This is a genomic window from Acinetobacter indicus, assembly GCF_009914475.1.
Classification (GTDB): domain Bacteria; phylum Pseudomonadota; class Gammaproteobacteria; order Pseudomonadales; family Moraxellaceae; genus Acinetobacter; species Acinetobacter indicus.
In genome coordinates this window covers 2,584,703-2,609,751 of the sequence record NZ_CP045198.1, presented here as the reverse complement: position 1 = coordinate 2,609,751, position 25,049 = coordinate 2,584,703, and the positions used below count along the sequence as shown (strand labels likewise).

Here is a 25,049-nt window from a genome sequence, read left to right as displayed (position 1 = left end):
TAAAGAATTAACACCCAGAGGACTCATAAATTACATTCTTGTAATTTTAAAATGTCTCAGGATGGTGTTTAAAGTGCGTGTGATAAATAGAAGTGTAATACAGGAAAATGGTAAGGTTTATCAGCCTAGTCATCTGTCCATTATGTAGAAAGAGCAGCACTTTAATGTTTATGCTGTTCCAATGTATTACATTCCTTACTTTCTATTTGTAACGTAATTTCAGTAATACTATGATTATGTTTTAGAACGTCTAAGGCCTTTTGATAGAGCTGATCTGGATCGCTATTAGGAGCAACCAAATGAGCAGTTAAATGAATGTTTTTTGAAGATATAGCCCAGACTTTCAACTGATGAATCCCTTCAACACCCTCTAGCATCAATAAATCATTTCTTAACGACTCAATATCAATCTCATCAGGAACCCCTTCAAGCAAAATATGGATACTTTGTTTTAATAAAACCCAAGTTCGAGGTAAAACCCAGAAGCCAATTAACACAGCGATTACGGTATCTACCCACATCCACTGGGTAAAATAAATGACCACTCCTCCGATAATCACGCCTATCGATCCCAGTGCATCACTAAGGACTTCTAAATATGCGCCTTTCACATTTAGACTTTCTTGAGCACTCGCAGAAAGGATTTTCATTGAAATCAAATTTATGACCAAACCAATGACTGCGACAATCATCATTCCAACACTTTGAATTTCAGCAGGATGCGTAAAGCGTTGGTAAGCTTCATAGACAATATATATCGCCACCACAAAAAGCATCACTGCATTAAACAGAGCCGCTAAAATTTCGAATCGCTGATAGCCAAAAGTTCTTTTATCATCTGCGGCTTTTTTACCAATTTTGATAGCAGCAAGAGCAATAGCTAATGCGGCTACATCAGTAAACATGTGAGCGGCATCAGACAGTAATGCTAAACTTTGGGTAATAAAAGCAGCGACAACTTCTACTATTAAAAAAGTAGTCGTTAAACCCAAAGCAAACATTAATTTCTTACTATTTCCTTCAGTAACAACCGCATGGCTATGATCATGATGTTCTGACATAAAATTTTCCTTATTTAATCCATGATTAGCAGAGATATTTGAGACAGACCCAATATCTCTGCTAAAAATTGCTTAATCTAATGGATTAAGAAGCTTTCTTTTCATTCATCCACCGGTACAGTACAGGCAGTAAAACCAATGTAAGCAGGGTAGAGGAGATAATTCCTCCAATGACTACAGTCGCTAAAGGTCTCTGTACTTCTGCCCCAGTCCCGGTTGCCAAAGCCATCGGAACAAACCCAAGCGAAGCAACACAAGCGGTCATCAGCACAGGTCTAAGACGCAAAATTGCACCCTGCCACGTTGCATAATAAAGGTCATATTGCTGTCGCAACTCTTTGATAAAGGTGAGCATGACTAAGCCATTCAGTACAGCCACCCCCGATAGTGCAATGAAGCCAACCCCTGCTGACATGGATAATGGAATGTCACGCAACCACAATGCGATTAAGCCTCCACATAAGGCAAACGGGACACCACTAAAGACCAGTAAGCTTTCTTTGATATTATGGAATACAGCCATCAATAAAATAAAGATCGTCAACAATGCGAGCGGAACCACCAATTGCATACGCGCTTTTGCAGACATCAGATTTTGAAATTGACCGCCATAATCTATCCAATAACCGCTTGGTAATTCCTGTTTGGATAACGTGCTCTGAAGTTCTGTTACGAATGAGCCTAAATCGCGTCCTTCTACATTTGCAGTAATAACCACCCGACGTTTACCATTTTCACGGCTGACCTGATTAATACCCAGGATATTTTCAACGCGTGCAACATCTTGCAGTTGGACTAAACCACCATTTGGCAATTGAACAGGAAGTAGCGCTAACTGCTCGGGACTACGCTGGGATTCATCTAGACGGATAACAAAATCAAAACGCTTGTCTCCCTGTAGAATGGTTCCAACATTTTGACCACCGACACTTGTCGCCACCAGATCCTGAATTGCTCTTACCGACAAGCCGTATTGTGCTGCTCTGGACTTATCAACTTCTACATTCAACAAGGGTAAGCCGCTGGTTTGCTCTACATTAACGGCTGTCGCGCCTGAAATTGATTTAATTTTCTGAGAAATCTTATTCGCTTCACGATTCAGAATTTCCATATCATCGCCAAATAACTTGACACCCACATCACTTCGCACCCCTGAAATTAACTCGTTAAAACGCAGTTCAATGGGTTGCGAGAACTCACTGTTATTTCCCGGCAATGTCGCTAAGAAAGTAATCATTCTTTGGCGAAGCTCATCAATCGTTTGTTTTGGATCAGGCCATTCATCATGAGGTTTTAACAGTACCACGCCATCTGAAATGTTGGGTGGCATGACATCTGTGGCCACTTCTGCTGTACCGGTACGGGCAAAGATTGCTTTAATTTCAGGAAATTCTTTCAACAGTAACTTTTCAGTATTTTCCTGCATTCTCAGTGACTGTTCTAACCCTGTACTTGGGGAACGCATTTGCTGAACAGCAAAATCACCTTCACCCAGTTGAGGTGCAAACTCGCTACCTGTTTGAGTAGCTAGCACACCCGTAAGCACTAAAATACAGGCAGCCACAATAGTCACAAATAAACGAAGCTCATAGGCTCTATCTAAAAGCAATTCATATTTAGTTTTAAGCCAATGCATCCAGCGACTTTCGGTTTCCTTGACTTCTCCAGTGACAAATAGGGCAACTGCGGCTGGCACAAAAGTGACAGATAAAATCATGGCCCCAATTAAAGCCAGTACAACCGTCATTGCCATAGGATGGAAAAGTTTGGCTTCTACACCCGTCAGGGTAAAGATAGGTAGATAAACTACCAAAATAATTAACTGTCCAAAGATGAGAGGACGACGCGCCTGTTTTGCAGCCAAGAAGACTTCTTTAAATCTTTCAGAACGGCTAAGTAAACCACCTTTCAGCTTCTGAGCTTCTGCTAGCCGACGGATACAGTTTTCTACAATAACCACTGCACCATCAATAATAATACCGAAGTCCAGTGCCCCTAAACTCATCAGATTTGCACTAATCTTCTGCTCTGCCATTCCCGTCAAGGTAAACAGCATTGACAGTGGAATAACGCAAGCCGTGATCAGCGCAGCACGGAAATTACCTAGAAAGAGAAATAAAATAACAATGACGAGGATTGCACCCTCAATCAAATTTTTCTGAACGGTTTTGATCGCCCGATCAACCAAATGCGTACGGTCATACACAGTCTCAATCATCACACCTTTAGGTAGCGATTGCTGGATCGATTGCACCTTTTCATCAATGGCTTGAGCAACGGTACGGCTATTTTCTCCCATCATCATCATGGCAATACCCAATACAGTTTCTTCACCATTATAGGTTGCAGCCCCTGTTCTTAAGTCATGACCAATTGAGACATTGGCGACATCTGCCACCCGAATCGGATAGCCGTTTTTATTGGCAATACTGATGTTCTGGATATCTTCAATCGTGTTTAAAGTGCCGGGCACCCGCACAGTCAACTGTTGTCCATTTTTCTCGATATACCCAGCACCACGGTTTTCATTATTTTCTGTTAAGGCGGTTTGTAAATCAGTCAAAGGAATTTGTAATTGTTGCAATCGGTTCAGATCTGGGGCAACCACATAGGTTTTATTAAAGCCACCAATGCTGTTGATCTCCGCAACGCCTTTTACGCGCTGTAATTGTGGCCTTACAATCCAATCCTGAATTTCACGTAAATCCATAGCCGAATAAGCGGTCCCATCCGGCTTTTTAGCATTTGGTTCGGCTTTAATCACCCATTGATAGATTTCACCTAAACCTGTCGAAATAGGTGACATGTTAGGTTGCACATCTTCAGGCATTTCTCCCATTGCTTCTTGCAAGCGCTGGTTGATAAGCTGTCTGGCCCAGTAAATATCCGTGCCATCTTCAAAAATGATGGTCACTTGTGATAAGCCGTAGCGTGAAATAGAGCGGGTTTGTTCCATTTTCGGCATGCCTGACATGGCATTCTCAATTGGATAGGTAATCCGCTGTTCCATTTCCAAAGCCGTAAAGCCATTGGCTGAGGTGTTAATCTGCACCTGAGTATTGGTAATATCCGGTACAGCATCAATCGGTAACTTTTGATAACTATAAATACCAATAGCAATCCAGGCTGCAATAAACAGCATGACCCAGATTGCGTTATGAATAGAAAACTGGATCAGCCGATCAAACAGCCCTTCAGGTTTTACCGATTCGTGGTCTGGAATGTGAGGGCTTTTAGTGCTCATGTGAAGCCTCTCCTTTTTCCATCTCAGATTTCAGTAAGAAACTGCCTTGAGCGGCATATTTTTGTCCCTGATTAAGCCCATTTACCACTTCAATCCACTGGCTATCCCCAGACGATTGACCTAATTTCACCGGCTGCGGAGTGAATTCAACTTTTTGTCCATGCTGAGTGGCGACAAAAACCACATCTTTTCCATCGACATTCTGAACTGCGGACTTAAGTACCCGTAGTGCGGTACTTTCACTGCGTTGTTGCAACTGTACGTTTACCATCAAGTTTGGACGTAATTCGGTTGCATTCGATTCAACTTTTGCTCGCACCTGAAGACGACCTGTTTGAATATCCGCTTCAGTATTTAAGGTTTGAATAACTGCCCTGTAGACCTTTTCAGTTTGCAAAGATTTAAATTCGATCTTTTGATTCGGGGCTAAGCCCACAATTTCAGAATTTGGAACAATAAATTCAAGCCAGAGCTGATCTAACCGGTCTATGGTAAAGAGTTGACTTGCTAACTGAACATTTTCCCCGAGAACCAAATCCTTTTTACTGATCACGCCAGAAATTGGGGCTTTTAAAATATAGCGCCCGTTACTGGCATTCACAGCACCAAATGCACTTAAACGTGATTGGGCCGCTTGAACCTGAATTTGTGCCCGTTTATAACTGTTATAAGCCCGTTGATAGTCCTGTTTTGCTGAGATACCCTGTGACCACAATTGACGCTCACGCTCAAAGTCTTGTTTCGCCAGTTCCAGATTGGTTTGTTCAATTTTAAGATTGGCCTGCTGATCAACTAGATCAGGAACAAGCAATGTAGCCAAAGGCTGCCCTTTCTGAACTTTTTGGCCGAGTTCTACATAAACATTTTCTACATGACCGCTAAAACTCGGTGAGACATGCGCTTGCTGATCCGTATTCACATTGAGTTTGGCAGGATAAGAACTTAATTTAACCACCGGACCTTGATCGACCGCTGATAACTGTATGCCCTGTTCCACCAGTTGCTTGGCCGTCAGGCTCACGCCTTCTGCATGCTCTTCGGTTTCACCGCCATGTTCTTCACTTCCATGTTCCTCTGCGCCTTCTTCCTCTGCATGTTCATCTGATGTTTCAGATTTATTCTTACCCGACAAGATCAAGAAAATACTGAGTAGTACGGTTGCGCCGATGACCAAACCAATCAGTAGAGGTTGAGAGATTTTTCCGCTCTGTTTTTTTAAGCTGTTTTTAAGATCGAACATGTTAATTTCCCCCACCAATGACAGGCATGGCCTGTATGTCTTGCCATAAGTTTTGATTGATTTGTGCAATAGCATCTTTCGACATGACTTCACTTGGGCTAATGCCTAAGCTCAAACTTTCTGCTTCAATGGCCTTTTGCCAGCCATCCCGTAACAACTGGACTTTACGCAGACGGATGTCTTGTAATTGAAGCGTGGCTTGCTGAACATCGGTTAAAGCAAACTTGCCTGCCAAGAAACCTTGTAGCGTCTTACTTTGAACTTGAGTCGCCAAAGGAATTTGAGTCTCGTCAACGACTTTGAATTGCAGCTCTAAACCCTGCAACTCGGTTAAAATTGTGCCTATTTGCAGCGCATTTTGCTTTAGATAAAACTCTTTCTGACGCTCTAATAAGTTCATTTTTTCTTGCGCGATTTTTATGCCATTTTGCTGACGATCGAAAATATTAAGCGGTACACTGACTCCGACTACTAATTGATTTTGTGTGGAGTTTTCCAAGGATTGGGTGCGGTTGACACCTAGGTTTAAAGTGGGGTTAGGACGTGCCTTTGCCCTTAGTTGATCAACCGTTGCTTGAGACTCTAATACCAGTAAAGCTCGATATTTCTCAACGTAGTTTTCCGCTAAATATTCTTGAACCTGCTGATGAGTCGATTTTGGCCAGAGCTTTTGTGAAGAGAGGTTTACCTGCAATGACTTATCAGAGGTTCCCCATAAATTTGATAATTGTTGGGTGGCCACTTGGACTTGTAAGTCGGCCTGTCTAAAAAGACGGATATTTTCAGCATGACTTAAACGTGCGCGATTCACATCTACTTGCGCGATACCGCCCGCAGTAAAGCGCTTCTCGATCGCTTTAAGGTTTTCTTCGCTCACCCGAAGTTGTTCATTGACAATGTTTCTTTCAAGTTCGGCAATGGCCAGTTGTGACCATACATATTTCACTGCAAGCTCAATTTGCGCTTGATAAATCTTCTGCTTCAGTGCTGTTTTATCTGTAGAGAGACTGGCTAATTTTTGGTTTGCTTTTCGCTCACCAAAAATATCCAAGGGTTGTGATATGCCAATGGTAAGCTCTTTTTCATTATTTGAACCAAATCCCGTTTGTTCAACTGACAGTTCAGGATTTTTAAACAGCTTACTTTGCTGAAGATTCGTGGCATTAATGCTGTTTTGCGTTTCCCAGAAATTTTGGGACGCTTGATACTGGTTGACCTGATCAATGGCTTGTCGCAGCGTTAAATCTTGAGGACTGGCGACTACAGAAGTACTCAAGCTGATCATTGCTGATAGCAAGACACCTGTACGGAATGCTGACCAGGATAAATTCAGGATAGAAGTATCCTGATATAATTTGTTTTTTGACATGAAATGCCCCACACATAATGAGATTAGGAGTGGTGGGCTTTTATAAGACTACCCCACCAATAGTAGGGGCAAATCAGGAGGGGGTGTTAATTGATTCAGATAAGGGGATTTATAAAAAGTTCTTCCCAAATAAGATGGTGTAAGGACTGTCTCAAAATGAGTTTTAAGCTTCAAATCATCGGGTGGGTCAATCTGAATCACGATTGTATTTGAGAAATGACTGCACTTTTCGTTAAAACAAACCTTCTGACAATAGTCATAAATTTCTTTATAGTTTTCTAAGGAATAAAGTGCTTGACTAGGACTATCACTCTTTTCGTCTAAATCGATTGGATTAGAGAGTATTGAATTGGGTATGTTTGGCATTTCATGCAGACACGCAGCCTCTGCCACACTCCAAATATTCTGGAATGTGAATAAGAGTACCAATATCTGGATTAGAAATGTTTTTCTCTTCATACACAAATCTGTATTTAAAACACCAATAAGAAGCTGTCCAGATCTATCAAAGATCTGATCACAGAATTTGAGTAACCTTAAACTTTTTGCAGCCTTAAGTAAAGATATACAGAATTTTTGAAAAAAGCATAGGTCTAGATAATCAAGCTAGATTTTTTAGAACTCCACATTGGTCAATTGTACATAAGCCATCACAAGTACCTCTTAAATCAGATAATTGTTCAATAAGCTTTTGTTGCTTGATTATATTTTCTCTGATAGCACTGACATGTAAGTCAATTAATTCATTCACATCTGAACAATTTTTCTTGGGATTATCTTTATAGGTGAGTAATTGACGAATTTCATTCAAACTCATATTTAAAGTTCGGCAATTCAAAATAAACTTAATTCGCTCAACATAGCCTATATCGTAAAGGCGGTAATTTCCTTCTGTTCTTTCGGGTTCCGGAATTAAACCTTCCTTTTCATAAAACCTAATTGTTAATACTGAACATGAGGTTTTTTTAGAGAGTTCACCAATTTTTAAATGCATTGAGTTGGTATTTCCAAAAAATCTTGACTCTATAGTAACTATAGGGATTCTAATATTCAAAGTTTATAAATTTTTTTAATGGGTATAACTATGAGTGGTTGTGGATGTAGTAAAGAAACACCATGCGAAGATAAGAAATCTCAACAAGAAAATCATCCATCAATTGCAGAAGCAAGCAATTCAAAGAATTGTGATAATACGCCTAGCTGTTGTGGTGAAGAGGAAGAAGAAAAATCTTCATCTCCTTGCTGTAACACTTCAAACAGTTGTGAAGATACCGCTCAATCCTGTTGTGGTTCTGATCCCAAAGAAAATTTAAGCACTGAAAACGTTTTAAAAGATTCGCACTACATGAGTGAATACTTAGTTCCCAAAATGGATTGTTCTGCGGAAGAACAGATGGTTCGTATGGCGCTATCTTCAATTGATGGTGTTCAAAAACTCATCTTTGATTTACCTAACCGTTCTTTAAAGGTTCTACATAATCAAAAAGATGAAAATATAACCACCAAACTTGAAGGACTGGGTTTTGGGGCAAAGCTTGTGAAGACTGAAACTTATATAAGCAATCAACAGGCCAAGCAAACAAGTACCTACACCATTCCTAAAATGGATTGCTCTGCTGAAGAGCAAATGGTCCGTATGACTCTTGCAGATCTTGAAGCAGTTAAAGGTCTTACTTTTGATCTTCCCAATCGAAAACTGAAAGTCTTCCATAATGAAGGGATTCAGCAAATTACGGCCAAACTTGAAGGACTGGGTTTTGGGGCGAAACTTGATGAAACACAGCTTTCTTCAGGTGACCTACCCAATGAACCTGATCCTGTAAGACAAGCTAAAGTACTTAAACTGTTATTAGGCATTAATGCTCTACTGTTCTTTATAGAATTCATCAGCGGTATTATTGCTGCTTCTACAGGATTGATTGCTGATTCTCTAGATATGTTTGCCGATGCAGCCGTTTATGGTATTGCGCTATATGCCGTCGGGAAAGCTGCGAAATATCAAGTAAAAGCAGCTCATTTTGCAGGCTGGATTCAGTTATTACTCGCTGTCATCGTGATTGTTGACGTCATTAGACGATTCATGTTTGGAAGCGAGCCAGAATCAACGCTCATGATTGTTATTGGCCTGCTCGCACTTATAGCTAACGTGACATGCTTATATCTTATTTCTGGTCATCGAGAAGATGGCGCACATATGAAAGCCAGTTGGATTTTCTCAGCGAATGACGTTGTGGTAAATATGGGCGTCATATTTGCCGGTGTACTCGTGGCATGGACGGGATCAGCTTATCCAGACTTAATCATTGGTATACTGGTTTCTTTATTCGTACTTAATGGTGCTCGAAAGATTTTGGCTTTGAAGTAAGGTACAACAAGAGTTATACCGAGCGAACCAATACTAAAAACCCCAGCAGGATGCCGGGGTTTTTTCTTTTCTAAACATCTGGGGTGATTGATTAAATGGTCATCTAAAATCAGTATGATAGTTCAATCTCCCCCCTCGAATAGGCTTTTTCATAGATTTATCACATTCCCTCATTTTCATAAGCTAAACTAAATATAGTCGAAAATTCAATTGAGTTATTCCCCGGCTTTTAAATAGCGGTATACCGCTTGACGACTAATACCGAATGCCTGACCTAATGCCATTTTTGAAGGATATTTCCCTTCCTTCCATGCTTGTCGTAAAGCTTCAGCCTGCTCAGGTTTCAATTTATGTACCCGACCTTTGTACTTCCCTTGAGCTGATGCCAGTTTAATTCCTTCCTTTTGCCGCTCCAGAATAATCTCACGTTCGAACTGTGCAAAAGCACCCATCAGTTGCAGCATCAAATTATCCATCGGAGTGGATTGGGCCGTAAAAGTAATATTTTCTTTTACAAACTGGATGGAGATCCCTCGTTTGACCAGTTTATCTACTTCAGTCACCAAATCTTTTAAGCTTCGCGCAAAACGATCCATGGAATGTACTATCACCTGGTCTCCTTCCCGGACATAATTCAACATTTCTTGAAATTTCGGTCGGTCGGTATTTTTACCTGACGCACGATCAACAAAAATCCGGTCGACTTCAATTCCCTCAAGTTGACGTCCAGTGTTTTGCTCGACAGAACTGACCCGGACATACCCTACTTTTTGGCCTTTCACTTTTTCAGGCACTGTTGCAAAGTTAGCGATGAGGCAGCCTTTTGTCTTATTCAAAGGCCTTACATTTCAAAAACTCTGCTTACCAGGCGCATTTCGCCCAGGGGATCACCATAATAAAATGCTGAGGCCTGGCCTTTGCGTAGTGCACGCATCACCTCAATACCTTTGATGGTGGCGTAAGCCGTCTTCATGGATTTAAATCCCAGCGTGGCGTTGATTATCCGTTTCAGTTTGCCATGATCGCATTCAATCACGTTGTTCCGGTACTTAATCTGTCGGTGTTCAACGTCAGACGGGCACCGGCCTTCGCGTTTGAGCAGAGCAAGCGCGCGACCATAGGCGGGCGCTTTATCCGTGTTGATGAATCGTGGGATCTGCCACTTCTTCACGTTGTTGAGGATTTTACCCAGAAACCGGTATGCAGCTTTGCTGTTACGACGGGAGGAGAGATAAAAATCGACAGTGCGGCCCCGGCTGTCGACGGCCCGGTACAGATACGCCCAGCGGCCATTGACCTTCACGTAGGTTTCATCCATGTGCCACGGGCAAAGATCGGAAGGGTTACGCCAGTACCAGCGCAGCCGTTTTTCCATTTCAGGCGCATAACGCTGAACCCAGCGGTAAATCGTGGAGTGATCGACATTCACTCCGCGTTCAGCCAGCATCTCCTGCAGCTCACGGTAACTGATGCCGTATTTGCAGTACCAGCGTACGGCCCACAGAATGATGTCACGCTGAAAATGCCGGCCTTTGAATGGGTTCATGTGCAGCTCCATCAGCAAAAGGGGATGATAAGTTTATCACCACCGACTATTTGCAACAGTGCCCAAAAAAGTTCGTGGTGGAGAAAAGATAAGCTATGCAAGGCTTTAGGAGACGTGGTTTTTCAGGATGACGAAGAACGATTCGGCGCTAGGTGCAACATAGGTGCATCGCACGAGCGCTAGGAACGGCGAAAAAAGGCGGACGTGGCGAAATCGGTAGACGCAGCAGACTTTAAAATTGGAGTGCCCGCGGGGAAATCCGCGGAGTAGAACCGCTCAAAGTCGGGGAACGCTAACGGGCAATACCCTAAGCCAATCCCGAGCCAAGCCCCTTCGGGGGAAGGTGTAGAGACTGGACGGGCGGCGCCTAAAGCCTTCGGGCAATGGCGAAGGGACAGTCCAGACCACGAACGTCATCAGACGGCGGCGAAAGTCGAGGTGGTACGAAAATCTGCTTCTCTGTGAGAGTACGGGTTCGAGTCCCGTCGTCCGCACCACAAAGCCAAACATCCCTGCGATGATCGACCTCTGGGCGTTTGGTCGTGAGCCCGCCACCCTCGCGCTACGCTTTGCGCAGGCGTCGAAGGCGATCAGGTGCGCCCATCGATTCCGTCGAGCACCATCGCTGCGAGTTCATCGCTGGTGTGTGCACCACTATCGAGAACACGGGTTGTGCATGGAAGCCGTTCCCTTGCGGCCAAGCATCGGGCGACATTCGCTAATCGCCACTCTCGAATCTCCGCATTTCGATTCGGGTCAGGATGCATGGTCTGGTTCGCGATCCGGTGACGCAATAGGTCCTCGTTGAGCGTCAGAAAGATGTGCAGCAGCTGATCGTCGATCCGCCTTACCCCGTCGAGTATCTCAGTCAGATAGTCCGGGTGCACGAGCGTCATTGGGATGATGATGTCCTGCGAGTAATTCCTTCGAATCTCCCTGACCGCCGCGATCGTAAGTCCCCTCCACAAGGGGAGATCCTGATAGTCTCCGCTCGCTGGCATGGGGACCGTTTCTTTCACCACGAACCCGATTTCCTCGGGGTCAAAGATCAGCGATTTGGAACGCCGATCGCGCAGCCGCTTAGCGAGCGTCGTCTTTCCGGCGCCGAAAGGTCCGTTGATCCAGATTATCATTGTCGACGGCCTCTAACCTGAAGGCTCGCAAGAGCGCTCGACGGCCTCGTGCGGAGGCACGATCGGAGTGGTTCCGAAATGCTTCTCAAGATAGGTGACGCCGAACGTCACGATGTCCTGCGCGTCGAACAGGTAGCACTGAGCAAAGCCCACGACACCTTCTCGATGGCGACCGAGCTTCACGTAAGCATTTGCTATAGTTTCAACCGCATCCGGCTTTCCTTCGATAGCAAAGCAATCGAGAATGCCGTTTGAATCGTAATCCGATGCCGTTTTCCAGGCGACTTCACCGTCTCTTCCAAGCATCGGCATCTCATACGTCACCCACCGTTTGTTGGGGATATCGGCAACCGCCTCGGCGTAGTGCAATGCGGTAACGGAGTTTAGCGGCGCACCCAACAGCAGGGCCTTCCCGCCAAGGCGAACGAACCGCTCGACGGGCGATCCTTCCCCCAAGGCGTGACCGAGTTCGTGAGGCTCCGTCAGCGTTTCAGCCAGCGGACCAACCGCGACCATCGATGCATCGGGGTGCGCGCTGCGCCGCGCGCCGGGGGCTTGAACCAGAAATTGATTCAGCAGGCCGAACCCACGGTAAGTCCCGGCTGTTGCGGGATCGAACGGCAGCCAGGTACGGCGGGCTTCGTCATCCAGCCGAGCGCCATTCAGAGTCTCCTCGTAGGGTGATCGGTCCCACGACGCGTATCCCATCACAGTGCCAGTCGGCCCAACCGCGGAGCGTAACGCGGCAACGACCGTCTCCGCTCCTCCTTCGACCGGACCAATCGCTTTAAGTGAGGCATGCACCATCAAGAGGTCACCGGTTTGGACTCCGAGTTTTTGAAGCGCCTCCGTTATTGCCTTCCGCGTATGCATCGCGATATCTCCTCTAAACTGCAAAACACTATACCTATCGAGATATCACTCTACTATACCTATCGAGATATAGAGGTGGTCCCACTTGTTTGAACAACTAAAAGCGTATTTATAAGTGATATTCCGCTCTAGTTAAGCCACCTTGTTTTGTTGGGGTAGCTGATCATAGTAAAACTCATTTGGTGTCATTTTGTCTAGACTCGAATGAGGTCGTTTCAAATTATAAAACTCAAAATATGCACTTAATTGCTTTTTCGCATCTGTGACACTGCTATAAGCTTTGAGATACACCTCTTCATATTTAACGCTCCGCCATAATCGTTCAACCATCACATTATCTACCCATCGACCTTTACCATCCATACTGATTTGAATGCCATTTGATTTCAATACATCAATAAATGCATCACTGGTAAACTGGCTGCCTTGGTCTGTATTAAATATTTCAGGTCGACCATATTTTTCAATCGCTTCATTTAAAGCCGAAATACAAAAATCCACCTCCATACTAATCGATACCCTATGCGCAAGTACCTTGCGGCTATGCCAATCAATCACAGCACATAAATAAACAAAGCCTTTTGCCATAGGGATATACGTTATATCCGTAGACCACACTTGATTACTGCGCTGAATAGCCAACCCTTTGAGCAGATATGGATATTTACGGTGAGCTTGATTAGCCTGGCTTAAATTTGGTTTGCAATATAACGCCTGAATACCCATTTTCTTCATTAAAGTACGTGTATGACGTCGTCCTATATGATGTCCTTGACGATTCAACAAATCACGCATCATACGACTGCCTGCAAAAGGATATTGCATATGTAATTCATCAATACATCGCATCAGCTTCAGATCTGATGCACTCACAGGTTTTGGGCGATAGTAATAACAACCACGGGAGACTTTCAGCAGCTTAGCTTGCTTAGATACTGAAATCTGAAGTGAGTCGTCGATTAACTTTTGTGGTTGAAGCGGCCCAGTTTCTTCAACACACCTTCTAAAAAATCAATTTCTAATGCCTGCTCACCGATTTTTGCATGTAGTTTTTTTAGATCGATGGGTGGTTCTGTTGGAGCTTTTGATTGATCGAAAGCTTGCGAGGAAGCTGAGATCAATTGATTTTTCCAGTCAATAATTTGGTTTTGATGAACATCAAACTCAGCACTCAATTCAGCAAGTGTTTTTTCTGCTTTAATCGCAGCAAGTGCTACCTTAGCTTTAAAATCATTTGAATGATTTCTTCTTGGTCTACGTGCCATAAAATACTCCATATATTGATGTTTATAACATCATTTGAGGAGCAGAATATCACTTATAGGAGTTGTTCAAATTTACGGATCCATCTCTGTCTGTATTAAATATTTCAGGTCGACCATATTTTTCAATCGCTTCATTTAAAGCCGAAATACAAAAATCCACCTCCATACTAATCGATACCCTATGCGCAAGTACCTTGCGGCTATGCCAATCAATCACAGCACATAAATAAACAAAGCCTTTTGCCATAGGGATATACGTTATATCCGTAGACCACACTTGATTACTGCGCTGAATAGCCAACCCTTTGAGCAGATATGGATATTTACGGTGAGCTTGATTAGCCTGGCTTAAATTTGGTTTGCAATATAACGCCTGAATACCCATTTTCTTCATTAAAGTACGTGTATGACGTCGTCCTATATGATGTCCTTGACGATTCAACAAATCACGCATCATACGACTGCCTGCAAAAGGATATTGCATATGTAATTCATCAATACATCGCATCAGCTTCAGATCTGATGCACTCACAGGTTTTGGGCGATAGTAATAACAACCACGGGAGACTTTCAGCAGCTTAGCTTGCTTAGATACTGAAATCTGAAGTGAGTCGTCGATTAACTTTTGTGGTTGAAGCGGCCCAGTTTCTTCAACACACCTTCTAAAAAATCAATTTCTAATGCCTGCTCACCGATTTTTGCATGTAGTTTTTTTAGATCGATGGGTGGTTCTGTTGGAGCTTTTGATTGATCGAAAGCTTGCGAGGAAGCTGAGATCAATTGATTTTTCCAGTCAATAATTTGGTTTTGATGAACATCAAACTCAGCACTCAATTCAGCAAGTGTTTTTTCTGCTTTAATCGCAGCAAGTGCTACCTTAGCTTTAAAATCATTTGAATGATTTCTTCTTGGTCTACGTGCCATAAAATACTCCATATATTGATGTTTATAACATCATTTGAGGAGCAGAATATCACTTATAGGAGTTGTTCAAATTTACGGATCCATCTCTGTACAAGCCAAAATATGGAAATAACTAATATTATTCGTTATAGAAATATTGAAATTAATCCAGATCATCATCAAGTTTACATTTCAAATGGTCAAAGAAATCAGTTGCTCAACCTTACGTTAACTGAGTATAAGATACTGTTTTTGATGGCAAAAACACCGAATAAAGTCTTTACACGTAATGAATTGATCCAAAACTGTATGCCTGAAAGTGATGCTTTAGATCGCACTGTAGATAGCCATATCAGCAAATTACGCAAAAAACTTGAAGAAAATGATGTAAATGGCTTATTAATCAATGTCCGTGGCGTGGGGTATCGCTTAGATCAAAATCATGAAATTTAACTTTTTTAAAAATTCAGTTGGAATTAACTTCCAGTTTATTATCATGATGAGCCTACTCAATTTAGGCATTACGCTGTTATCTTTCATGATTGGCTATTTTGTTTATAGCTGGGCGATAAAAATAGGTTTTCTAAATACGCAAGTTATTAATTCAAATGAATTTTCAGTTACCTCTGTTGACTTTATCTGGCTGTTTTTAGTGCTATTAACAGGCTTTTTTCTTTCTACTATCCTCGCCTTTAAATATGGAAAACGCTATACACAGCCAATTAGTGATTTAGCAGATGTTATTCAACAAATTCAACAAGGTAATTTAGCACTCAGAATTAAACAGCCACATCATGATATTCCACATGAAATCAAGTCCCTTATTGAGAACTTCAATGAAATGTCAAACCAACTTGAAGTATCAGTTAAGAATTCAACTGTTTGGAATGCTGCAATTGCACATGAATTACGAACACCTGTGACAATATTACAAGGTCGCTTGCAAGGTATTGTCGATGGTATATTTATTGCCGATCAAGCTTTACACCTAAGCTTATTGAACCAAGTCGAAGGCTTATCTTACCTTGTGGAAGATTTACGGACACTGACACTTATTGAAAATAAACAATTACGTTTAGAACTAGAAAAGACCAATTTAAAAGATAGTATTGAAAAATGTCTGCAGATGTTTAATGAACGGTTTCAGGTTAAAGGTTTAACTATTATTTTAAATTTGACGGATAAATTGGTTTGCGTTGATATAAGAAGGATGGAACAAGTCTTTATTGCATTATTTTCTAATTTTCTAAGATATTCGAATGCTGGACAAATCAATATTACAACGATGGCCACAGCAGAACATTGGCTATTAATGTTTGAAGATGAAGGTCCTGGTATTGATGAATCGCATCTTGCACATCTGTTCAAGCCATTCTATCGTCTGGAAGACTCTAGATCACGTCTAGATGGCGGTACTGGATTAGGCTTGGCAGTGATTGATGCAATTATTGAAGCACACCAAGGTCATATTTATTATTCTAAATCCAAAAACTTAGGTGGCAGCTGTTTTACTATTCAACTAAATCGTATAAATCGTAAGACATCAACTCATTTATAATGTGTTAAGTTCAGATCAATACGGCTTCATTTAAACCATAAATTTAAGATAAATTGATGTCTGAACTTAACCATTCTGTTTGATGATCCTCAAATAAATTTCATTACAATGAATTCTCATCTCGATATTTCGCTAGCATAAAAAATACCACAATGGAGAGTATGCCGATGATAATCCCTGCTGTTAATAATAAATTAACATGAGCTGAACTGAAGGCAATTTTACCTGCGTTAATCAATGCTGTACCTTGTTCAACGGGTAACTGGCTCGCCACTAAATAGGTATCACCAATCGATAGTCTGGCTTTTTCTGCTAAAACAGCAGTTAAATCTGACGGCACTTGAAGATGACTGCCAAATATATAGGCCATGAAAACACCAAATAAAGTAATACCTAGTCCTGTACCCAGTTCATAACCTGTACTTTCAAGTGAACCTGCCGCACCGCCCTTTTCTGCAGGTACTGAGCCCATGATCGCAATGGATGAAGCTGTTAAACCGATACTTAGAGTGAGTCCAATTGAAGCTAAAATAAAGGGAACAATAATTCCCGGATGATGAAAATCTGAATAACTCAAACTGATCAACGCAATTGCTGCCAATATTAATGAAAATGTTGCAACTAGACGCAGTCCGAATTTATTAGATAAAAATCCAGCAATAGGCCCACCAATAGCAGCAGCAACCATAATCGGAACCATAAAAAGACCAGCTTGTAGTGGTGTTAAACGAATGACATATTGCAGCTCCATCGCTAAGGTTAATTCCACACCTGCCAAAGCGCCTGCAGCAACCATTGCCATAATAATGCCTGCTAAAATAGCAGGGCGTGAAAATAGTGAAAGATCTAGCATCGGTTGAGGAGAATTCAGCTGTTTGCGTACAAATATGGTTAATAATCCAATAGAAAAAATGACTAAAGGAAGGACAATTAACAACGACTGTTTACCGCCTAAGCCTGCTTTGAGCGCATATACAAATGAAACCAAACCGAAAATTAGCAATAGCGCCTGACCAAATGCCCAATGTCCAGAGGTTATAGCTTCATTTTTGGATAATAAGAAATAGCACATTGGGGCGACAACTAACATGATTGGGACATTAATGAGGAAAACTGAACCCCACCAGAAATATTCTAACAATCCACCACCAATGAGCGGTCCAATGGCGGCACCGGCTGATCCGATTGTGCCCCAAATACCCAGCGCAATGGCACGTTCGCGACTGTCTTCGAAGGTTCTGCGAATAATACCCAATACACAGGGCATAATCATGGCACCGCCTAATGCTAATAAAGCACGTGCGGCAATCAGCATAGAAGCCGTTTGGGAAAATGCCGCAAGGACTGAGGCAATTCCAAATATAACCAAGCCAATCAGCAGAATCTTACGATTGCCGACACGATCAGCCAAAGTTCCCATCGGAACTAAAAGTCCAGCCATAAGTAATGGATAAATATCAATAATCCATAAGACTTGGTTGCTTGAGGCACTCAATGATTGGGTTAATGATGGAACCGCAACATGCAGTACAGTCATATCAATCACAATCGGCAGAAATGCAAGCACGACAGCGAGCAATATCCACCAGCGTTTCGGATCAAGATTCGTAGCTTTCATGATCAAACCTATATTGATGGTTTATTAAATCAATTCTGAAATAAAGATGTAAATGAAAGATTTGTTGTGGGCTAAACTCGTTAACCCACAGCTTTTATATTTAGCTTTTATTCTCAGTTTTGATGCTTAATGTGCCGCTTTACGTTTCGAGAATTTCTCAACCATGCTCATGACGACAATAAAGAAAATCGGTACAAAAATAACAGCTAGAATTGTTGCGCTGATCATGCCGCCAAAGACGCCTGTACCAATCGCTTTTTGAGTTTCAGAACTAGCGCCACTGGCAATGACTAAAGGAATAACGCCACAGGTAAATGCCAAAGATGTCATTAGGATTGGACGTAAGCGCAATTTAGCGGCTGCAACGGTTGCCTCCACTAAACCCATTCCTTCTTCTCTTAATGCTTTTGCAAACTCAACAATCAAAATGGCATTCTTTGCAGATAGACCAATAATCGTGATCATGCCGACCTTAAAGAAAATATCATTTGGCATACCACGTAACATTACTGCTAAAAAGGCGCCAATCAACCCTAGAGGGACAACTAGCATCACAGAGAATGGAATTGACCAGCTTTCATAAAGTGCTGCCAAGACAAGGAAAACGACTAACATCGACAACAGTAATAAAAACAAGGTTTGTGATTCCGACTGTTTTTCTTCTAGAGAAATCCCAGTCCACTCATAACCCACACCTTTCGGAAGCTGTTTAATCAAATTTTCCATCTCAGTCATGGCTTGTCCTGAAGATACACCTGCTGCTGGACTGCCAGAAATACTCAATGATGGACGACCGTTGTAACGATTGTATTGTTGTGGTGAATGTTGCCAAATGGGTGTAATTATTTCAGACATTGAAACCAATTTACCGCTTTGACTGTTCACTTTAATCTGAAGAATATCTTCAATACTCATGCGTGATTTGGAATCAAGCTGCACTATGACTTGCTGCATGCGGTCTTGATTTGGAAAGTCATTGATGTACATCGAACCCATTGAGGTTGAAATAATATCGGTCACATCACTGAAATTAACACCTAATGCCTGCAATTTATCTCTATCAATTTTAAGCTGTACAGAACTGCCATCTGGCAAACCTTCAGGATAGACCTCCGCCACGATTTTACTTTGTGCTGCTAATGCTAAAAGCTGATCTTGCGCTTCTCTTAAAGCAGGCATGCCAATATTGCCACGATCTAATAATCTCAGTGAAAAACCAGATGAGTTACCCAATTCATCAATTGCTGGTGGTAACACAGACATGGTTTGACCTTCTGAACTTTCAGCCATCGCTATATTGGCATTATTCACGACTTCTTGTGCCGTAATAGTACGCTCTTCGAATGGCAATAGATTGGTAAAATACATCGCTGTATTCTGACCAGATCCACTAAAACCAAAACCTAAGACCGCCATATTGTCTTTAATCCCCGTTTCTTGGTCTAAATAATTTTGAAACTCAGCAACGACTTTACGGGTACGTTCTTGAGTTGCATCCGCAGGAAGTTGAATCGAAGTCATAAACCACCCCTGATCTTCTTCTGGCATAAACGCAGTCGGAACGTGTTTAAAACTAAAAATCAGCACAATGACAATGCCTAAGAAACATAACATTGCGAGGGTTTTATGTTTAATTACTTTAAATAAACTGCGTTCATAGCGATTGTTCAGCTTCTCAAAACTGCGATCAAACGATGCAAAAACACCCTTTTTCTGATGGTCTTGATCAATCGGTTTTAACATCGTTGCACATAACGCAGGGGTTAATGTCAGTGCAAGGAAAGCTGAGAATAAAATTGAAACCGACATGGTAATGGTGAACTGACGATAGATAATCCCCACTGAGCCTGACGCCAATGCCATCGGCAAGAATACAGCGGCTAACACTAAGGTGATGCCAATAATCGGATTGGTAATTTCCTTCATGGCTTTAGATGTGGCTTCAACTGGAGATAAGCCTTCTGTCGCCATAATGCGTTCAACATTCTCAATGACCACAATCGCATCATCGACAATAATCCCGATCGCAAGCACCATACCGAACATGGTCAGCACATTAATCGAAAAACCAGCAAGCAGCATGACTGAGAATGTGCCAAGCAATGCAATCGGTGCAACAATCGCCGGAATTAAGGTGTATCGAACATTGTGTAAAAAGATAAACATGACAATAAAAACTAAAGCCATAGCTTCAAGCAATGTCATGATTACTTTTTCAATCGAAACTTTTACAAAAGGTGCAGTGTCGTAAGGTATAGAGAATTTCATACCATCAGGCAATGCTAGACTTAATTGTTCAATTTTTGCTTTTACACCCTCTGCAGTCTTAACAGCATTGGCACCAGGACTCATTTGTATCGCCACAGCTGTAGAGGCTTTACCATTTTCTAAAATCGCAAAGTTATACATTTGCGCACCAATTTCGACACGAGCAACATCCGATAATCGAACAATGGCACCATTTTGTTGAGCACGTAAACTAATGTTCTTGAATTGCTCTACAGTTTCTAATTGACCTTGAGCAGTCAAAGGAATGGTGATTTGTTGCCCCTTCAACGCAGGAACATCACCAATACGACCCGGTGATATCGGCAAGTTTTGGTTTTGGATGGCTGTATTCACATCTTGAATACTCAATCCATAAGAGACCAAGCGGTCTGGATCGACCCAAATTCGCATGGCTTTCTCAGCACCAAAGTTTTGGACTTTACCAACACCTTCGACCCGTTTTAATTCTTCAATTACATAGCGAGTCATATAGTCACTGACATCAATTTCACTATATTTGCCATTTGGTGAACTCAACCCCACCATCATTAAAAAACCAGATGATGCAGCATCAACCATCAGCCCCTGTTGTCGAACTGTTTGGGGTAGGCGCGACTCAATGGCTTTAATTTTGTTTTGTACATCAACTTGTGCCAGTTCTACATCTGTGCCTGGTTTAAAGGTTGCGGTGATTGTTGCTTCTCCAGAACTATCCGAACTTGAACTGTAATACAGTAAGTTCTTGACACCTGACATTTCCCGCTCAATCAAGGTCACAACACTATCATTCAATGTTTTTGGCGTAGCACCTGGATAGATTGCCGTAATACTAATCTGTGGTGGCGCAACACTTGGGAATCGTGCAATAGGTAACTTGGGGATGCTTAGTACACCCAACAGAATAATAAATAAAGCAATCACCCATGCAAAAATAGGACGCCTAATGAAAAATTGGGACATTATTGCTGTCCTCCATTTTCCTTAATATTTGTAGGTTGCCACTGCTTAATTTTTAATTTTTGCTCAGGCTGTATACGATCAGCCCCTTCAACAATGACTTTCTCACCTGCTTGTAACCCTTGTTTGATCACATAGTTATTTTGATAACGTTGACCAAGCTGAACAGGCTTGCTTTGCGCTAAACCTTTTTGATTAACAATCGTAACATTGGCTTTACCACTAATATCATGTTGAATCGCTTGTTCTGGAACTAGGAGCGCATTTTCAACTTGAGCTCGGCTCATATTGACTCGAACATACATGCCTGGCAAAAGTTTTTGATTTTCATTATTGGCTAAAATACGGATTGTGACATCACCCGTATCAGGATCAACTTTAGTATCCGAAAATAGGATTTCACCTGTAACGTTATAAGGTTTACCCTGACTATTTAGGATTTCAACCGTATGTTTGGTATTTGACACGTCACCTTGCTGTAAAGCTTCCTGTAGTTTTTCATAATCACTAATTGATTGCTTTACATCAACATAGACTTTATTAATCTGTTGTATTACGGCCATTGCATTAGTATCACCTTGACCAACTAATGCACCCTCAGTCACTAAGATTTCACCAATCGTTCCCGAGATAGGGGCTGTAACAGTCGCATATTTAAGATTAAGTTGTTGTCTGCTTAACATGGCTTGCATTTGCGCCACATCGGCTTTTGCTTTTTGATAATCTGCTTCGGTATTGTTGTATTCCTGCTGACTAACCGCATTTACTTTTACTAATTCAGTGTAGCGTTTTAACAGCACCTGCAAACGTGTCACCTCAGCTTGTGCACGGTTTAAAGTGGCTTGATTGCTTTTTACATCTGCCTGAAATATTTCAGAATTCAATTTAAAAAGCGGTTGACCTGCTTGCACATAAGAGCCTTGCTTAAAAAGTACTTTATCAACAATTCCACCTACTTGCGGGCGAATTTCAGCAATACGGTAAGCGACAACACGGCCTGGAAGATTTTCAATTAAATTCATGGAATGCGGTAATACCGTGATGGTACTGACAACCGCTGGTGGCATTTCTGTTGGGGACTGTTCAGCATCTTTGGCTTGTGTACAGCCGATTAAAAGTACAGTTGTAATAAGTATTGAACCTATTAAATGATAATGTGTTGACATGCTTTTTCAGAGGGGGGGTTTTAGATACTACTATTTTGAAATAGCAGTGTTTATGAATTGCTGATGTTGTGTGGAGATTGTGTGGAGATTGTGTGGAGAGATTAAAAGATTTATTTTTTAATGACACGCTTAAACAGCGTGGCTTGTAAATTAGTATAAATAATTTTGTTGTTCTACAATTTTGATCGTATCTTAGTTTTTTCTCATAGTTCATGAACTTTAAAATTCTAAACCAAGACTAATATTTATATAAGCAATTGAAAATACAATACATAGTTTCTTTATACACTTATGAAGTGAACTTTAGGTGAACATAAGTTAAATAGAAATTTTTAATTAGTTCAGCACAAACGTACAATCTTTAAGGCCTATAACTCGATACCGTTCTCTCTTTGATGTTTATTGCTATCTAATTGAGTGAACTCTGTGGAAATATTTCTTTATACATTAAGCGTTATGTATAGCCCAGGCCCTGTAAATTTTATGGGGCTAAATTCTGGCCTTACAGGTCAATTAAAAAAGACTATAGGATTTTACCTAGGCATTGGTTTCGCCATGTTGATCTTATTCGTATTGTTTGGCTATATAGGTGAAGCTGTTATTCCACATGGATTGATTCATTATATTGCTGGCACTGTTGCAAATAGTCGGTGGTGATAAACTTATCATCCCCTTTTGCTGATGGAGCTGCACATGAACCCATTCAAAGGCCGGCATTTTCAGCGTGACATCATTCTGTGGGCCGTACGCTGGTACTGCAAATACGGCATCAGTTACCGTGAGCTGCAGGAGATGCTGGCTGAACGCGGAGTGAATGTCGATCACTCCACGATTTACCGCTGGGTTCAGCGTTATGCGCCTGAAATGGAAAAACGGCTGCGCTGGTACTGGCGTAACCCTTCCGATCTTTGCCCGTGGCACATGGATGAAACCTACGTGAAGGTCAATGGCCGCTGGGCGTATCTGTACCGGGCCGTCGACAGCCGGGGCCGCACTGTCGATTTTTATCTCTCCTCCCGTCGTAACAGCAAAGCTGCATACCGGTTTCTGGGTAAAATCCTCAACAACGTGAAGAAGTGGCAGATCCCACGATTCATCAACACGGATAAAGCGCCCGCCTATGGTCGCGCGCTTGCTCTGCTCAAACGCGAAGGCCGGTGCCCGTCTGACGTTGAACACCGACAGATTAAGTACCGGAACAACGTGATTGAATGCGATCATGGCAAACTGAAACGGATAATCAACGCCACGCTGGGATTTAAATCCATGAAGACGGCTTACGCCACCATCAAAGGTATTGAGGTGATGCGTGCACTACGCAAAGGCCAGGCCTCAGCATTTTATTATGGTGATCCCCTGGGCGAAATGCGCCTGGTAAGCAGAGTTTTTGAAATGTAAGGCCTTTGAATAAGACAAAAGGCTGCCTCATCGCTAACTTTGCAACAGTGCCCTTTTTTCTTATTTTCCTCAAGCGTATTTTGTATTTGTGAAATTTCAGTTCTCAGTTCTTCATATTCTCCAGTTCTGTCGAAAAGTTGAGCAAGGTCTAAATGTGCAGGAGGTTCAGTCTGAAAGATATAGGCATGCCCATGTTCATTAAGATGATCATGAACAACAGACTCAAATTTTTCAGAATGTGCTTCGGGTAAGAGGTAAACACCATCTCTTAAAGTTGCTGCACCATTTGACTTTAATGAACGCCAAATTCGCATTCTTGCGGTTGTGCTTTGACTGGGAAGTGATGAGATCAGTAATGATATTTTCATGTTATAAAATCAACAAATTTTGTTTATCTTATAACTATTTTAAAAGATTAAAAATAGTTTTCCTTTAATAAGAATATATGTAAAAGTCATAAAAGATTTGCTAATCCCAATAAGCTATTCACTAACTTGTAAATATCGGTATACCGCCTGACGACTAATCCCAAAAGCTTTCCCTAATGCCATTTTCGATGGATACTTCCCCTCCTTCCATGCTTGTCGTAAAGCTTCAGCTTGGTCAGGCTTTAGTTTATGCACCCGACCTTTGTACTTCCCCTGAGCAGAGGCGAGTTTTATTCCTTCCTTTTGCCGCTCTAAAATGATCTCACGTTCGAACTGTGCAAAAGCACCCATCATTTGAAGCATCAAATTATCCATCGGGGTGGATTCGGCTGTAAAAGTAATATTTTCTTTTACAAACTGGATGGCGATCCCTCGTTTGACCAGTTTATCTACTTCAGTGACCAAATCTTTTAGGCTTCGCGCAAAACGATCCATTGAATGTACAATCACCCTGTCCCCTTCCCGGACATAGTTCAACATTTCCTGAAATTTAGGTCGGTCAGTATTTTTACCTGAAGCACGGTCAACAAAAATCCGGTCGACCTCAATTCCTTCAAGTTGACGTCCAGTGTTTTGCTCGACAGAACTTACCCGGACATACCCTACTTTTTGGCCTTTCACTTTTTCACGCCCCAATTGGATAAAAATGAACAATTT

18 protein-coding genes and 4 pseudogenes are annotated in these 25,049 nt (G+C 41.9%); 5 read left to right on the top strand and 17 right to left on the bottom strand.

Going from position 1 to position 25,049, the window contains the following annotated elements; all coding sequences use genetic code 11:
* Positions 1-161: 161 nt before the first annotated feature.
* From GA693_RS12795 to cadR, 6 genes are all read right to left on the bottom strand, one after another.
* Complete coding sequence (locus GA693_RS12795) at positions 162-1,061, bottom strand: cation diffusion facilitator family transporter (protein ID WP_004665978.1); 900 nt, start codon at positions 1,059-1,061, stop codon at positions 162-164.
* Between the two features lie 85 nt (positions 1,062-1,146).
* Positions 1,147-4,305: an efflux RND transporter permease subunit gene (locus GA693_RS12790; protein WP_160241749.1), complete on the bottom strand. Its 3,159-nt coding sequence runs from the start codon at positions 4,303-4,305 to the stop codon at positions 1,147-1,149.
* Positions 4,295-5,545 carry an efflux RND transporter periplasmic adaptor subunit gene (locus GA693_RS12785; RefSeq protein ID WP_086197158.1) on the bottom strand — a complete coding sequence of 417 codons (1,251 nt, stop codon included), beginning with the start codon at positions 5,543-5,545 and terminating at the stop codon, positions 4,295-4,297. Before GA693_RS12785 ends, GA693_RS12790 begins: the two co-directional genes overlap by 11 nt.
* 1 nt (position 5,546) lies before the next feature.
* Positions 5,547-6,914 (bottom strand): TolC family protein, encoded by a 1,368-nt coding sequence (locus GA693_RS12780; protein ID WP_004677225.1) that lies wholly within the window; start codon positions 6,912-6,914, stop codon positions 5,547-5,549.
* A gap of 48 nt (positions 6,915-6,962) precedes the next feature.
* Complete coding sequence (locus GA693_RS12775) at positions 6,963-7,373, bottom strand: hypothetical protein (RefSeq protein ID WP_025465702.1); 411 nt, start codon at positions 7,371-7,373, stop codon at positions 6,963-6,965.
* A gap of 142 nt (positions 7,374-7,515) precedes the next feature.
* Entirely contained in the window at positions 7,516-7,908 is a 393-nt protein-coding gene (gene cadR / locus GA693_RS12770; protein ID WP_004281856.1) for a Cd(II)/Pb(II)-responsive transcriptional regulator, read from the bottom strand.
* A 90-nt stretch (positions 7,909-7,998) separates the two neighbouring features.
* Between cadR and GA693_RS12765 the strand changes: the two genes are divergently transcribed.
* On the top strand, positions 7,999-9,279 hold the full coding sequence (locus GA693_RS12765) for a cation transporter (protein ID WP_104500112.1): 1,281 nt from the start codon (positions 7,999-8,001) through the stop codon (positions 9,277-9,279).
* A 215-nt stretch (positions 9,280-9,494) separates the two neighbouring features.
* Here GA693_RS12765 and GA693_RS12760 read toward each other — a convergent pair whose 3' ends face one another.
* From GA693_RS12760 to GA693_RS12735, 6 genes and pseudogenes are all read right to left on the bottom strand, one after another.
* Entirely contained in the window at positions 9,495-10,061 is a 567-nt protein-coding gene (locus GA693_RS12760; protein ID WP_104470814.1) for a recombinase family protein, read from the bottom strand.
* 59 nt (positions 10,062-10,120) lie between these two features.
* Positions 10,121-10,825: an IS6-like element IS26 family transposase gene (locus tag GA693_RS12755; RefSeq protein WP_001067858.1), complete on the bottom strand. Its 705-nt coding sequence runs from the start codon at positions 10,823-10,825 to the stop codon at positions 10,121-10,123.
* Between the two features lie 590 nt (positions 10,826-11,415).
* A complete protein-coding gene (locus tag GA693_RS12750; protein ID WP_000587837.1) occupies positions 11,416-11,958 on the bottom strand; it encodes an AAA family ATPase in 543 nt (180 codons plus the stop codon).
* Positions 11,959-11,970: 12 nt separating this feature from the next.
* Complete coding sequence (gene aac(3)-IId / locus GA693_RS12745; protein WP_000557454.1) at positions 11,971-12,831, bottom strand: aminoglycoside N-acetyltransferase AAC(3)-IId; 861 nt, start codon at positions 12,829-12,831, stop codon at positions 11,971-11,973.
* Between the two features lie 132 nt (positions 12,832-12,963).
* Positions 12,964-14,096 (bottom strand): IS3-like element ISAba14 family transposase gene (locus GA693_RS12740; RefSeq protein ID WP_223155595.1). Its coding sequence is split into 2 segments (ribosomal slippage): positions 12,964-13,844 and positions 13,844-14,096, totalling 1,134 coding nucleotides; the frame shifts between segments, so codons are not numbered across the junction.
* Between the two features lie 85 nt (positions 14,097-14,181).
* A pseudogene (locus GA693_RS12735) lies at positions 14,182-15,032 on the bottom strand (IS3-like element ISAba14 family transposase); the annotation flags it as partial.
* A gap of 78 nt (positions 15,033-15,110) precedes the next feature.
* Between GA693_RS12735 and GA693_RS12730 the strand changes: the two are divergent.
* Positions 15,111-15,452: pseudogene (locus GA693_RS12730) on the top strand (winged helix-turn-helix domain-containing protein); the annotation flags it as partial.
* Positions 15,442-16,557, top strand: coding sequence for a two-component sensor histidine kinase AdeS (gene adeS / locus GA693_RS12725; RefSeq protein WP_099143579.1), 1,116 nt, complete (start codon positions 15,442-15,444; stop codon positions 16,555-16,557). The pseudogene GA693_RS12730 and the gene adeS, both read left to right, overlap by 11 nt.
* Before the next feature lie 103 nt (positions 16,558-16,660).
* Here the strand turns inward: adeS and aadT are convergent, their stop codons facing one another.
* The 3 genes from aadT to GA693_RS12710 form a co-directional block, all read right to left on the bottom strand.
* The gene (aadT, locus tag GA693_RS12720) at positions 16,661-18,175 is read right to left on the bottom strand and encodes a multidrug efflux MFS transporter AadT (RefSeq protein WP_099143580.1); all 1,515 of its coding nucleotides are present in this window, start codon (positions 18,173-18,175) and stop codon (positions 16,661-16,663) included.
* Positions 18,176-18,301: 126 nt separating this feature from the next.
* On the bottom strand, positions 18,302-21,406 hold the full coding sequence (locus GA693_RS12715; RefSeq protein WP_323844239.1) for a multidrug efflux RND transporter permease subunit: 3,105 nt from the start codon (positions 21,404-21,406) through the stop codon (positions 18,302-18,304).
* Positions 21,403-22,566, bottom strand: a complete 1,164-nt coding sequence (locus GA693_RS12710; protein ID WP_032073150.1) for an efflux RND transporter periplasmic adaptor subunit — start codon at positions 22,564-22,566, stop codon at positions 21,403-21,405. The genes GA693_RS12715 and GA693_RS12710 overlap by 4 nt, the downstream gene beginning before the upstream one ends.
* Positions 22,567-22,992: 426 nt before the next feature.
* Here GA693_RS12710 and GA693_RS14925 point away from each other — a divergent pair.
* A pseudogene (locus tag GA693_RS14925) lies at positions 22,993-23,196 on the top strand (LysE family translocator); the annotation flags it as partial.
* Positions 23,197-23,259: 63 nt separating this feature from the next.
* Positions 23,260-23,964 carry an IS6-like element IS26 family transposase gene (locus GA693_RS12705; RefSeq protein ID WP_001067858.1) on the top strand — a complete coding sequence of 235 codons (705 nt, stop codon included), beginning with the start codon at positions 23,260-23,262 and terminating at the stop codon, positions 23,962-23,964.
* Positions 23,965-24,011: 47 nt separating this feature from the next.
* Here GA693_RS12705 and GA693_RS12700 read toward each other — a convergent pair.
* Positions 24,012-24,332 (bottom strand): annotated as a pseudogene (locus GA693_RS12700) (chromate resistance protein ChrB domain-containing protein); the annotation flags it as partial.
* A 114-nt stretch (positions 24,333-24,446) separates the two neighbouring features.
* Positions 24,447-25,013 carry a recombinase family protein gene (locus GA693_RS12695; RefSeq protein WP_000678311.1) on the bottom strand — a complete coding sequence of 189 codons (567 nt, stop codon included), beginning with the start codon at positions 25,011-25,013 and terminating at the stop codon, positions 24,447-24,449.
* Positions 25,014-25,049: the final 36 nt, after the last annotated feature.